13 protein-coding genes are annotated in these 12,294 nt (G+C 66.6%); 7 read left to right on the plus strand and 6 right to left on the minus strand.

Annotated elements, in window-relative coordinates:
- Nucleotide 1 precedes the first annotated feature (1 nt).
- From paaD to paaA, 4 genes are read right to left on the minus strand one after another with little or no spacing between them, the layout of a single operon-like run.
- Nucleotides 2-454 carry a 1,2-phenylacetyl-CoA epoxidase subunit PaaD gene (paaD, locus tag NMQ11_RS02770; protein WP_255169864.1) on the minus strand — a complete coding sequence of 151 codons (453 nt, stop codon included), beginning with the start codon at nucleotides 452-454 and terminating at the stop codon, nucleotides 2-4.
- Nucleotides 444-1,331 carry a 1,2-phenylacetyl-CoA epoxidase subunit PaaC gene (gene paaC, locus NMQ11_RS02775; protein ID WP_255169865.1) on the minus strand — a complete coding sequence of 296 codons (888 nt, stop codon included), beginning with the start codon at nucleotides 1,329-1,331 and terminating at the stop codon, nucleotides 444-446. Before paaC ends, paaD begins: the two co-directional genes overlap by 11 nt.
- Nucleotides 1,331-1,669, minus strand: a complete 339-nt coding sequence (paaB, locus tag NMQ11_RS02780) for a 1,2-phenylacetyl-CoA epoxidase subunit PaaB (RefSeq protein WP_255169866.1) — start codon at nucleotides 1,667-1,669, stop codon at nucleotides 1,331-1,333. Before paaB ends, paaC begins: the two co-directional genes overlap by 1 nt.
- A gap of 2 nt (nucleotides 1,670-1,671) precedes the next feature.
- On the minus strand, nucleotides 1,672-2,616 hold the full coding sequence (gene paaA / locus NMQ11_RS02785; RefSeq protein ID WP_255169867.1) for a 1,2-phenylacetyl-CoA epoxidase subunit PaaA: 945 nt from the start codon (nucleotides 2,614-2,616) through the stop codon (nucleotides 1,672-1,674).
- Between the two features lie 82 nt (nucleotides 2,617-2,698).
- On the opposite strand from paaA, the gene NMQ11_RS02790 reads away from it, so the two are divergent.
- Nucleotides 2,699-3,337 carry a helix-turn-helix domain-containing protein gene (locus tag NMQ11_RS02790; protein ID WP_255169868.1) on the plus strand — a complete coding sequence of 213 codons (639 nt, stop codon included), beginning with the start codon at nucleotides 2,699-2,701 and terminating at the stop codon, nucleotides 3,335-3,337.
- A gap of 3 nt (nucleotides 3,338-3,340) precedes the next feature.
- On the opposite strand, the gene NMQ11_RS02795 is transcribed toward NMQ11_RS02790, so the two are convergent.
- Nucleotides 3,341-4,468: an ABC transporter ATP-binding protein gene (locus NMQ11_RS02795; protein ID WP_255169869.1), complete on the minus strand. Its 1,128-nt coding sequence runs from the start codon at nucleotides 4,466-4,468 to the stop codon at nucleotides 3,341-3,343.
- Between the two features lie 188 nt (nucleotides 4,469-4,656).
- Here NMQ11_RS02795 and NMQ11_RS02800 point away from each other — a divergent pair, with 188 nt between their 5' ends.
- From NMQ11_RS02800 to NMQ11_RS02820, 5 genes are all read left to right on the plus strand, one after another.
- Nucleotides 4,657-5,961, plus strand: coding sequence for a type 2 periplasmic-binding domain-containing protein (locus tag NMQ11_RS02800; protein WP_255169870.1), 1,305 nt, complete (start codon nucleotides 4,657-4,659; stop codon nucleotides 5,959-5,961).
- 11 nt (nucleotides 5,962-5,972) lie between these two features.
- Nucleotides 5,973-6,968, plus strand: coding sequence for a carbohydrate ABC transporter permease (locus NMQ11_RS02805; RefSeq protein WP_255169871.1), 996 nt, complete (start codon nucleotides 5,973-5,975; stop codon nucleotides 6,966-6,968).
- On the plus strand, nucleotides 6,968-8,047 hold the full coding sequence (locus tag NMQ11_RS02810; protein ID WP_255169872.1) for a sugar ABC transporter permease: 1,080 nt from the start codon (nucleotides 6,968-6,970) through the stop codon (nucleotides 8,045-8,047). The genes NMQ11_RS02805 and NMQ11_RS02810 overlap by 1 nt, the downstream gene beginning before the upstream one ends.
- A gap of 81 nt (nucleotides 8,048-8,128) precedes the next feature.
- Nucleotides 8,129-9,085: a TIGR03557 family F420-dependent LLM class oxidoreductase gene (locus tag NMQ11_RS02815; protein ID WP_255169873.1), complete on the plus strand. Its 957-nt coding sequence runs from the start codon at nucleotides 8,129-8,131 to the stop codon at nucleotides 9,083-9,085.
- 271 nt (nucleotides 9,086-9,356) lie between these two features.
- Nucleotides 9,357-10,352: an aldo/keto reductase gene (locus tag NMQ11_RS02820; RefSeq protein WP_255169874.1), complete on the plus strand. Its 996-nt coding sequence runs from the start codon at nucleotides 9,357-9,359 to the stop codon at nucleotides 10,350-10,352.
- Between the two features lie 86 nt (nucleotides 10,353-10,438).
- On the opposite strand, the gene NMQ11_RS02825 is transcribed toward NMQ11_RS02820, so the two are convergent.
- Nucleotides 10,439-11,872, minus strand: a complete 1,434-nt coding sequence (locus NMQ11_RS02825; RefSeq protein ID WP_255169875.1) for a heme o synthase — start codon at nucleotides 11,870-11,872, stop codon at nucleotides 10,439-10,441.
- Between the two features lie 165 nt (nucleotides 11,873-12,037).
- Here NMQ11_RS02825 and NMQ11_RS02830 point away from each other — a divergent pair, with 165 nt between their 5' ends.
- The gene (locus NMQ11_RS02830) at nucleotides 12,038-12,265 is read left to right on the plus strand and encodes a DUF7410 domain-containing protein (RefSeq protein ID WP_255169876.1); all 228 of its coding nucleotides are present in this window, start codon (nucleotides 12,038-12,040) and stop codon (nucleotides 12,263-12,265) included.
- Nucleotides 12,266-12,294: the final 29 nt, after the last annotated feature.

The raw sequence follows: 12,294 nt of genomic DNA on the forward strand, positions 1-12,294 counted from the left end.
GTCAGACGCTGAGCCCGAACTCCCGCAGGTCGTCCTTGCCCTGTTCGGTGACCATCTCGAGGGACCACTCGGGGCTCCAGACCAGGTCGACCTCGGCCGAGTCGACGCCCTCCGGGGAGGCCGCGGCCTCGCGGACGTCGTCGGTGAGCATCTTTCGGGCCGGACAGCCGGTGTAGGTCAGCGTCATGATCACCGTCGCGTGGATTCCGTCGTCGCTCCGACTCAACTCGACGCCGTAGATCAGCCCGAGGTCGACGATCGAGACCGGCATCTCGGGGTCCTCGACGGCGTAGAGTGCGTCCCATACCTCGGCCTCGAGACCCCTCGCCCCCTCGCCGGTCGCGGGCAGCGCCTCGACGTCCTCGCCCTCGACGTACCGGGTGTACGCACACGGCGTCTGCTCGGCGTCGAAGTCGATCTCGACGTCGTGTCGGTCGGCGTGATTACTGCCCATAGTCGTCGGGGTCCTCCATGATGCGATCCGCCTTCGTGCGCCCGAGTTCGCGGTAGGTGTGGGTGAACTCGTCGTAGAGGTCGTACCACTCCTCGACGTGGCTGCCGTCGCGTCCGCGCGCCTCGGGAAGGTCGTCCTCTGTCACCTCGTGACGCTCCGATACGGGCGTCTCGAGTCCCAGCGACTCGAGGAACGGCACGACCGTCTCGAGCCACTCCTCGCCCATCTCCTCGAGCGAACGGGTGCGGATGCCGAGGTCGTCGATTCGGGACTCGACCTCGGCCGCCCGCGACTCGTCGTCCCGCGGGGCGCACGGCTCGAACAGCGTGAGCGCGTGCGGGAACAGCCGATCGACGGCCGCCTGCACCCGCTCGCGGCCGTCGTCGGTTTCGGTCAGCCGCTCGAGCCAGCTCGTGGCGTGCTCGCGGTGGTAGTTCTCCTCGCCCTGAACCTTGCCGACGCGGTCACGGATTCGGTCGTAGCTCGAGTCCTCGAGCGCCTCGAGCCGGAGGTGTTCGGCCTCGTCGTAGAGGTACGACCGCAGGATCGGGTCGGCCCAGTCGCCGCTCTCGAAGGGGAGTTCGACGAGCGAGGAGTGGCGGAACGTCGCCGGATCGCGCTCCCAGAGCAGTTCGGACTCCTCGTAGCCGAAGTCCTCGAGGAGGTCGTACCACAGCCGGGCGTGACCCAGCTCGTCCTGGGCGATGTTCGAGAGCGCAAGGTCTGACTCGAGGGTCGGCGAGCGGACCTGCCACTCGGTGTAGCGCTCGGCGAGGACGAACTCGTCGTCGGCAAGCCGGTAGAGCAGCGTCTCGACGGCTTCTCGCTCCTCTTCGGAAAGATCCGCGGGATCGGCCAGAGAGTCGACGGCCGCCATCAGTCGTCACCCCGCGCAGTCACGTCCTCGCGCTCCTTGTCGGCGGTCTCCTGTTCGCGCTGAGATTCGGCGACCTCCTCGGCGAAGCTCTCGTCGACGCGGTTGTACGTCATCGCCCAGCGGTAGGACTTGTCGGTGGTGCCGCCGAAGTTGGTGTCCTCGGCGTCGACCTCCGCGACTTCGGGCTGAGGGACGACCCAGAGGCTGTTGGTCGGCTTGCGCCGGCCGTGCTGGATCTCCGCAAACAGCTTCGCCATCTCGGCGTCCGGCGCGTGGACGTTGCCGCAGTGGGTGTGGTAGCCGCCCGGTTTCTCTTGCCTGAAGACTTCCCAGATCATGATCAGTCAGCCGCCTGTGGGGCACTCCCGCCCATCGCAGTTCGTTCGTTTTCGTCCATCACGTCACGAACCCACTCGACTGCCTCCTGGGTGTCGTGGCGCTTGCCGATCTGTTCGTGGCTCCCCTCGTAGTCGTTCTTCGCGACGGTGAAGAACTCGTCCCAGTCGAGGTCGTCCTCGCGGACCTTGTACGTGCCGTCGTCTCGCTTCTCGATCCGGGGCTCGTCGGGAATCTCGAGGCCGTACTTCTCCGCTTTGGGAATGTAGGCGTTGAGGAAGGCGTTTCGGAGTTCGTCGTTGGTGTTGAGCTTCAGGCCGACCTCCGCCGCGAAGTCGTGGTGGGTCGACTTGTCGTCGGTGGGGCCGAAGAACTGGATGATGCGGGGCCACCACTCGTCGAAGGCCTCCTGGAGCATCTCCTGTTCGTTCTTCGAGCCCGTCGCCAGCTCCCGGAGGATGTCCTCGCCGTGTTTGACGTGGAACCCTTCCTCGAAACACACTTTGTCCATCGCGTGGGCGTAGGGCTCCCAGGACGAGCGCTTGAGCGTCGCCTGGCGGCGCATCGCCGCGCCGTCGACGAAGAAGCCGATCATCGGCGTCTCCGTCCACTTCTTCATAGGGTAGTGAAAACAGTTGAGGAACTTGCCCTCCCCGTTGGCGAGCTCCTCTAACATCTCGTCGCGCGTCTTGATCCCCAGGGACTCGGCTGCCCGGTAGAGCAGCTGTCCGTGGCCGATCTCGTCCTGCACCTTCGCGCTAAACGCGAGTTTGCGGTCGAGCGACGGCGCCTGCCGGATGAACGGGCGCTCGAGATACGCGCCCATGATCTCCGAGTTTGCGTGGAACTGGATCATCCGCGTCGCCGCCTTGCGGTACTCCTCGGGCATGTCGTCCTTCGGACTGAACGCCCGCGGCTCCGCCCGCTGTTTGACTGTCTCGAGGTCCATGATCGTTGATTGGGGTTCGACGAGTGTACCTGTTGGCCCGCCTATAGGCGGCATTTATAAACTATTCCGTCGTACCTCGAGCATGATCGAGGAGTGTCTCGTCGTCGAGTTCGCCGTTACCGGCGACGACTGCCCGCTGGCGGTCGCGACGCGACGAACCGGCTCGCTGGTCGACGCACAGCCCCCGCAGCGGCGAACCGACGGGAACGCGCTCCTGCGGTTCAGCGCGCCCGCGGGGACGGGCCTTCGGGAGGCCCTCGATGCGGACGACCGAATCCGGTACCTGCACGCCTCGCACACGGACGGGCGGACCAACTACCGGTGTCTCTCGCGCCACCCCTGCGTCGTCCACGCGCTGGTCGACGTCGGGTTCCTCGTCGACACCATCCAGTACCGGCGCGGGCGGGAGCGCTACACGGGGGCGGTCGTCGGCTACGACGTCCTCGAGGGCGTCCTCGAGGCCGCCGGCGAGACCGTCGGCGTCACCCTCGAGCGGGTCTACCCGCTCGGCGGCGAGGACGAGGAGGCCGTCGCCCAGCGGTGGGATCTGACCCCCGCCCAGGAGGCGGCGATCCGGACGGCCTACGAGCGCGGGTACTTTTCGGTGCCGAAGGAGGCGACCGCGGCGGAGGTCGCTGCCGACCTCGGGATCGGCAAATCGGCGTTTCTCGAGCGTCTCCGTCGGGGACAGGCGGCCATCTTCCGCCAGCTGTTCGGCTAGCCGTCAGGGCTCCGGCGTCGGCGGCGACTCGACGTCGTGGAGCAGCGAGTCGCCCGTCGCGTGATCGAACAGGCGGAGCTTCGACTCCGCGAAGGTGATCGCGATCCGTTCGTCCGTCGCGGGTTCGACGTCGGCGTCGACGCGGGCGATGAAGTCGTCGGCGATGTCGAGGTAGAGGTAGTTGTCGCTGCCGACCGGCTCGACGACCTCGACGACCGCCTCGATGCCGTCGTCGCCCGCCTCGGCCGGGTAGACGTCCTCCGGGCGGATGCCGAGCGTGAGCTCCTGGCCGTTCTCGACCTCGAGGCTCGCGCCGTAGTCGGGGCTCAGCGGGTAGCGCAACCGGTCGTCGTCGGTGAGGACGAGGCCGTCGCCGCTCGCACGGGGGGTGACGTCGACGAAGTTCATGCTGGGCGAGCCGATGAAGCCGCCGACGAACCGGTTCGCCGGCCGGTCGTAGACGTCCTTCGGCGCGCCCGTCTGCTGGAGTTCGCCGTCCTCTAGGATCACGATCGCATCGCCCATCGTCATCGCCTCCTCCTGGTCGTGGGTGACGTAGACGGCGGTGATGCCGAGCTCGTCCTGGAGGCGCTGGATCTCCGCGCGCATCGTCGTCCGGAGCTTCGCGTCGAGGTTCGACAGCGGCTCGTCGAACAGGAACAGCTTGGGCTCGCGAACGATGGCTCGACCGAGCGCGACGCGCTGTTTCTGCCCGCCGGAGAGCTCGTCGGGTTTCTTCTCGAGGAGGTCCTCGATGTCCATCATCTCGGCGGCCCACTGCACCTTCTCCTGTCGTTCGGCTTTCGAGAGATCGGTGCTCATCCGCAGGCCGAACGCCATGTTCTGGTACACCGTCTTGTGCGGGTACAGCGCGTAGTTCTGGAACACCATCGCGATGTCCCGGTCGCGGGCGCTCTGGCTCGTGACGTCCTCGTCGTCGAGGTACAGCGAGCCGGCGGTCGGCTCCTCGAGGCCCGCGATCATCCGCAGGGTCGTCGTCTTCCCACAGCCCGACGGCCCCACGACGGTGACGAAATCGCCGTCGGGAACGGTGAGATTCAGGTCGTCGACGGCGACGATGGTCCCCCTGTCGTACTCCTTGCGGAGGTTCTCAACGCGCAGGCTTGCCATTTGTACTGTGTCGGTGGATCGCCCTTATAACTCTTTTCCCGAATTTCGAACGAGTGATGCATTATTTCGTATAACTTTCACCCGGCGCGGGTAGGGAGCGAGTACCGTCCGCCGATCGGTCGTTCCGCGGCCGGTCGACGCACCATGCAAAGGACTAAATATCTGAAGTCATAATTCATCACCTATTCATGCCAATGGATAGGCGAACGCTGGTGAAGGTCATGGCGGGCGCAACGGCCACGGGGGCGCTCGCGGGATGCGTGAGTACCGAAGATCCCGGCGAGAACGGGGACGACAGCGACGACGCGGGCGGAGACGACGACGGTAACGGCTACGAGGAGGACGAGGACTGGCCGACCGTCGAGCCGGACGGCGTCTCAGGGGAGGCCGAACTCTGGTACGAGCTCCAGGAGGGTGAGGCGGCGGCGTTCACTTCTCACGTCGACAACTTCAACGACAGCTACGACGTAACGATTACCGCCGACGAGGTCGCGGAACTGCAGGACCAGACTACCGCCGCGATCCCGGCCGGCGACGGCGCAGAGCTGTTCATGTGGGCCCACGACTGGATCGGCGAGTACTACGAGAACGGGTTCCTGAGCGACCAGAGCGACACCCTCAGCATCGACCCCGAGGAGTACTTCGGCGAGAACGCCGACTCCGCGAGGTACGACGGTGCGACGCTGGGGCTGCCGTTCGCCGCGGAAACCGTCTCCCTGATCTACAACGAGGACTACGTCGACGAGGTACCGGACACCTTCGAGGAGGTCCTCGAGATCGCGGACGAACACCACGACCCCGACGCCGGCACCTACGGCTTCGCGTGGCCGATGGACGCCTACCACGTGAGCGCGATGCCGTACGGGTTCGGCGGCTACTACTACGACGACGACTCGGGCGAGCTCGGCCTGACCGAGGACGGGACCGTCGAGGGCTTCGAGTACATTATCGACAACGTCTGGGAGTACATGGCCCAGGACCCCGACGGCGAGGCCCAGCAGTCGGTGTTTCTCGAGGGGAACTCGCCGTTCATCGTCAGCGGCCCGTGGCTGCTCGGTGACCTCGACTTCGACTACGGCGTCGCTCCGTGGCCCGACGCCGACGGCAACACGCCCAGCCCGTTCACGGGGGTCCAGTTGTTCTACTACACCGCCGCGATGGACGACGACGAGGAGCGGGCTGAGGCGGCCGTCGCGTTCACCGAGTGGTACACGACGAACACGAGTATTATCACGCAGATGGCCGAAGAGCACGGGTACATCCCGGTTCACAACGCGTTCGCCGACGACGGCGAGGAACAGGACGAACTCTCGGCGGAACTCCAGGGCTTCTCCGCGGCGGTCGACCAAGGCCAGCCGATGGCGACCGCCCCCGAGTTCGGTGACGTCTGGGAGCCACTCGAGGACGAGTGGCTCGAGGCGCTCAACGGGAACAAGTCGGTCGCCGACGCGATGGCAGACGCCGAGAACCAGATTCAAAGCGCCTGGGACTGAGCACCCGTCCAATGAGCCTGTCTTCAGTCGGGGATCGCTCGCGCGAGCGCTACGAGTCGGTCGTTCCGACGACCGTCCGGGAGTGGATCGACGAGAACAGCGCCGGCTTTCTCGTACTGCCCGGTCTGCTCCTGTTCTCGGCGTTCATGTTCTTCCCGCTCGTCTACACGATCTACCTGTCGTTCACCGACGCCGAGCCGTCGACGGTCTTTCAGGACGGTCCGGGCGGCGTCACCGGTTTCTTCGGACTCCGGGGGGAAGAGCAGTTCGTCGGCCTCGAGAACTACGCCGCCGTCCTCAGCGACCCGACGTTCTGGAACTCGCTGGGAGTCACCTGGCTGTTCGTCGCCTGCAGCGTCGCGCTGAAGGTTGCGTTCGGGGTCTTCGTCGCGATGGTGTTGACGAGCGACCGGGTTCGCGGAAAGCGGTACCTCCGGTCGATCGCGATCATTCCCTGGGCGCTGCCGTCGATCTTCACGATCACCGTCTGGAGCGGCGTGTTCAGCTCCGCGCGGTTCGGGCTGGCGAACCAGGCGATGTTGTTCTTCGGGTTCGGCACCCAGGCGTGGCTGAACGACCGCTGGATGGCGTTCGCGAGCTACCTCCTGACAGAGATGTGGCTTGCGTACCCGTTCATGGTTATCATCACCGTCAGCGCGCTCCAGGCCGTTCCGGAGGAACTGATCGACGCCGCGAAGGTCGACGGCGCCGGCTACGTCCACCGGTTCTGGCACGTGATCGTTCCCGCGATCAAGCGCCCCGTGATGTTCGCGGCGATCCTCACCGCCGCGGCGTCGTTCACGCAGTTTCTCATCCCGTTCGTGTTCAACCGGGGCGGGCCGGGGCGCTCTAACGAACTCATCGTCCTCTACGGCTATCGCGAGGCGTTCAACTTCAACGCCTACGGCGCCGGCGCCGCGATCATGATGACCGCGATCGTTTTCATCGGGCTGTTCATGCTCGTCGCCGTCTGGAAGGGGCGTCTCGCCGAGGGGGTGAACGGCTGATGTCCGTCCTCGGACGCATCGCCGGACAGATCGCGAGCGATCTGAAAGCGGCCCTCGAGAAGCCTCGAGAGCTGCGCGAGGGGATCCAGTACACGCTCGCGGGAATCCGGGAGGGGACCGTCGACCCGCGCGACGTGGCGAAAACCGTCTGCGCGACGGCGGCGGCGGTCGCGTTCGTGTTCGTCCTCCTGCTCCCCGTCTACTGGATCCTCACCATCGCGCTTCAGGGCGAGGGGGCGACGCTGTACTCGACCGACAGCGCCGGGTTGATCCCGACGGAGTTCAGCCTCGACGCGTTCATCTGGGTGATCGGCGACGTCGCCATCCCCGCGAAGGTGATCGCGATCTCGATCCCGTTCACGGGCATCGAGTTCTACCTCTCCTGGCCGCGGATCGTCTTCTTCGACGCCAGCAACCACGTCGACTCGACGTCCGACTTCCCGCGGTACTTCTGGAACAGCCTCGTAATCGGCGTGACGACGGTGGTCATCGCGATGGCCGTCGTCGTGCCGGCGGCCTACGCGCTGTCGCGTCGGAAGTTCGTCGGCCGGATGAAGCTGCTGTACGGCTACGTCCTGTTCACGCAGGTCGGGGCCGGCCTCGGCATCGCGACGGTGATCGCGCTGTACACGATCTTCTCGAGTTTCGGCGTGACGAACAACCGGTTCGTCCTCTCGGTGTACTACGCGGCGATGGCCGTCCCGTTCAACACCTGGCTGTTGAAGACGTACATGGACTCGATTCCGGTCTCCTACGAGGAGGCCGCGATCATGGACGGCGCCTCGCCGTTTCGCGTCGCCTGGGAGATCGTCCTCCCGCTCGCCAAACCGGGACTGGCGACGATCTTCATCTTCATCTTCCTCGTCGGCTGGATGGAGTTCGTCATCGCCCAGCTCGTGCTCCGCCCGGAGAACTACACCCTCCCGGTCGGGCTGTTCATGCTGGTCGACACCTACACCGTTCCGTGGGGGCAGTTCTCGGCGTTCGCGCTCGTCTACGCCTCGCCGGTCGTCTTCATCTACATGTTCGCCCAGCGGTACATCGAGGAGGGGCTGTCGTTCGGCGGTATGGAGGGGTAACCGCGGCCGCTCGCCTCTCTCCGTCCACCGCTGCGTTCGCAGGGCCAACGACTACCCACGGCACCGTGGTAGCCCCTCGAGATGACGCAGATCGGCTACACGCTCTCGAGCGAGGAGCACACCCCCACTGAACTCGTCGAGAACGCCCGGCGCGCCGAGGAGATCGGCTTCGACTTCGTCTCGATCTCGGATCACTTCCACCCCTGGGTGTCCGCCCAGGGCGAGTCGGGGTTCGTCTGGAGCACCCTCGGCGGCATCGCGACCGCGACCGACGAGATCGACGTCGGCGTCGGCGTCACCTGCCCGACCTACCGCATCCACCCGGCGAACGTCGCCCACGCCGTCGCGACCGTCGCTTCGATGTTCGACGGCCGGTTCACCTTCGGCGTCGGCACCGGCGAGAACCTGAACGAACACGTCACCGGCGAGGGCTGGCCCGAACACGACGTCCGCCTCGAGCGCCTCGAGGAGGCGATGGACGTCATGCACACGCTCTGGGAAGGCGGCAACGTCAACCACCGCGGGAAGCACTACACCGTCCAGAACGCCAAACTGTTCACCCTTCCCGAAGAAACCCCGCCGGTGGTCGTCTCCGCGTTCGGGCCGAAAACCGCACGGTGGGCGGCCGAGTACGGCGACGGCCTCTGGTCGACGGGAACCGACGAGGAGGTCGCGAGCGAGTACGAGGAGGCTGGCGGAGAGGGGGCGCGCTACACCCAGCTCGACGTCTGTTACGCCGAGAGCGAGGCGGAAGCCGTCGACACCGTCTACGAGTACTGGCCCAACGGCTCGATGCCCGGCGAGTTATCCCAGCAACTCGAGAGCCCAGCCCACTTCGAGCAGGCCGCCCAGTTAGTCGAACGCGACGATATCGAGGAGGGGAGCACGATCACGACGCCCGACGTCGGAGAATACGTCGACAGCTACGAGGAAGCCGTCGAGGCGGGCTACGACCACGTCTACTTCCACCAGATCGGCCCCGACCAGAAGGCGTTCCTCGAGTTCTTCGAGGAGGAGTTGCAGCCGCGACTCTCGTAAGTCAGCGTTACTACACTTTTGTCACTCGCTCTGGTGGATTCGTCCAGTGAATCGGGATACGCTCGAGGACTATTTCGGTGCTCTCAGCGAAGAGACCGCGGCGGAACGCCAGAGACGGATCGAGATGCAGCGATCCAGGTGTTCGGCCGAACGTCACGAACGGGCTCGGTCGATCGCCCGCGCGCTCGAGCGACCAGCCGAGTGATTCCGTCCACCCCCGAATCTCACCGCATCCCAATCCGTTTTCACTACCGCCGATGAAGCCGCGCACATGGAGTACACCACCCTCGGCAACACCGGGACGAAAGTCTCGAGACTGTGTTACGGCACCTGGCGCTTCGCCAAGGAGTCGGGCGGCACCGTCGAAACCGACCGCGAGGAGGCCCACGAACTGCTCGACGCCTGCCACGAGCACGGCATCAACTTCATCGACACCGCGAACGCCTACGGCGACCCCGACGGCACCGCGGAGGAGTACATCGGCGAGTGGCTCGAGAATCACGACCGCGAGGACTTCGTGATCGCCTCGAAGGTCTACTTCCCCTTCGACGGCTGGGGCGAGGCGGGGCCGAACGACTCAGGGCTCGGGCGCAAGCACATCCGCGCCCAGATCGAGGGCACCCTGGAACGGCTCGGCACCGACTACATCGATCTCTACTACATCCACCGCTGGGACGACGAGACGCCCATCCGGGAGACGATGCAAGTTCTCACCGAACTCGTCCGCGAGGGGAAGGTCCACTACCTCGGCGCCTCCTCGATGGCCGCCTGGAAGCTCACCAAGGCGCTGTGGACCAGCGACGTCGAGGGCCTCGAGCGCTTCGACGTCACCCAGCCGATGGTCAACGCCGCCCACTACGACGAGGTCGGCGACTACCTCGACGTCTGCGCCGACCAGGACCTCGCGGTCTGTCCGTACTCGCCGCTCGCGGGCGGCTTCCTCACCGGCAAGTACGAGCGCACCGACGACGGCGGCGTCGAGGCTCCCGACGGTTCGCGGGGCAGCCTCCAGGAAACCTTCGGCGACCGCTACGCGACCGATCGGGCGTGGGACGTCCTCGAGACGATCGAGGCCGTCGGCGAGGAGGTCGACGCCTCCCCCGCCCAGGTGTCGCTGCGCTGGCTGATGGACCAGGGCCGCTTCTCGTGCATCCCGATCGTCGGCGCGCGGTCGCCCGACCAGCTCGAGGAGAACGTCGGCGCCGTTGACGTCGAGTTGAGCGACGAGCAGTTCGAGCGGATCGACGCGGCTCGAAACGGCTCGTAACGAGTGGGCACGCCCGCAATTTCACGGTATTTTCACGGGAGAGAATCGTCGGACCGACGGTGAACACGGCCGCGTCTCGAGGCCCCTCAGAACGCGGCTCCCGACACCACGAGCGCGTCGACGAGGATCGCGACGAGCACCGCGCCGAGGAAGGCGTTCGAGGCGTGGAAGGCCCGGAACGCGGCGGCCTCGGTCTGCTCGAAGTGGAGGTCGACGGCGTACCAGAGGAAGACCGCGCCGAAGACGACCACCGCGGCTGCGTACAGCGCGCCGAGGGGGGTGATCCAGGCGAGTCCCACCGTGCCGACGAGGGTCGCGCCCAGGTAGTAGAGGATGTGTTTCCGGGTGACGGTTTCCCCCCGGACGACCGGCATCATGGGGAAGCCGCCACGGGCGTAGTCGTCCCGGTAGGCCAGCGCGAGGTTGTAGAAGTGCGCCGGCGTCCAGAGGAAGATGACGCCCGCGAGCGCGAGCGCCGGCAGACCGATCTCGTTCGTGACGGCGGCCCAGCCGATCAGGGCGGGCAAGGCGCCCGCGGCGCCGCCGATGACCGTGTTCTGTACCGTGTTCGGCTTCAACACCAGCGTGTAGACGACGCTGTAGAACAGGATCGCCGCGAGGCCGAGGGCGGCCGCGAGGACGTTGATCGTCAGAAACGCCGTCAGCGAGGCGGCGGTGAGAAACAGCCCGAACAGGATCGCGTTCCGGATCGGGATCAGCTCCGTCGCCAGCGGCCGGTCGGCGGTCCGGGACATCCGCTGGTCGACGTCGCGCTCTAAGACGTGGTTGAACGTTCCCGAGGCGCCGATGGCGAGCACGCCGCCGCCGAGCGTGGCGACGATGGTGTAGCGGTCGAGTGCGGGGCCGGCGGCCAGCGCCATCCCGGCGGCGGCGACCAGACAGAGCAGCCACATCAGCCGCGGCTTCATCATCTTGAAGTAGGCGAAGGCGGTGAGTCGGGCTCGCGCCAGCCCCCCGTCGGGGAGCGTGCGAGATGCGGAAGCGTCGAGGGGTTCGATCGGTGCCGGCTCCGGCGCGGGTCGTTCGTCGCGGGTGCCGGTCGTAGCCTCGAGGTCCCAGGCCAGCGCCAGGAGCGCCGCGGCGAAGATGACGATGCCGAGCCCGAGGTGGAGGCCGGGGACGACCGCGACCGTGCCGGCGGTTGCGGTGACGGCGCCGACGCCGATCTGGACGAGGTAGAGGACGAACGCGAGCGCGAGCGCGAGGCGGACGCGCCGGGAGGCGTCGCCGAGGGCGGCGACGGCCAGCGTCGCGGCGACGAGCAGGCCGACGACGACGGCGGCCAGCCGGTGGCCCCAGGCGATCGCCAGTTCGGTCTGGCTCAGCGGGTCCGTCGGCGGGTGACAGGTCGGCCAGGTCGTACACGCCGCGGCCGCGTCGGTGATCGACGTCGTGGCACCGATGATCAACAGGAGGTAGACGCCGAGTGCGGTCGCTGCCAGCAGGGTTGAGAACCGCTGGTGCGTACCGATCGGGCGGGGAAACGAGTCGGTGGCCACGTCTCTAGCTGGAGGTTCGCCTCCGCGTATTTAGGGTTCCCGTTTTCCCCGCTGGGACGTTGCCGTCTCGCCCTCGCGACCCCCGAGAGTGATGGTGTTCGCCGGCGTACGAACCGGCGTGATACGTCGTGAGTCCGCCGAGGCGGCGACGAAACCCGCAGGCGTGTGCCACCGACCTGTCCGCACTGTGAGCGACCGTTTCCCGACGAGCGGCTGCGAACGCTCCACCTCGGCCTCGAGCACGCCGGCCGACTCACCGGCCGCCAGCGGGCGGCGTTCGAGGACGCCTACCTCGAGGAACAGGCCGAGATCCGTCGGTTTCGGCTGTGGGTGGCGTCGACGCTGATCCTGGTGTACTTCTGTCTGCTGTTCGTGTACGCCGTCGTCACGTAAGTTTCCGCAGTGTCGGCTGCAACCCCGCG

The organism is Natrononativus amylolyticus (assembly GCF_024362525.1).
Classification (GTDB): domain Archaea; phylum Halobacteriota; class Halobacteria; order Halobacteriales; family Natrialbaceae; genus Natrononativus; species Natrononativus amylolyticus.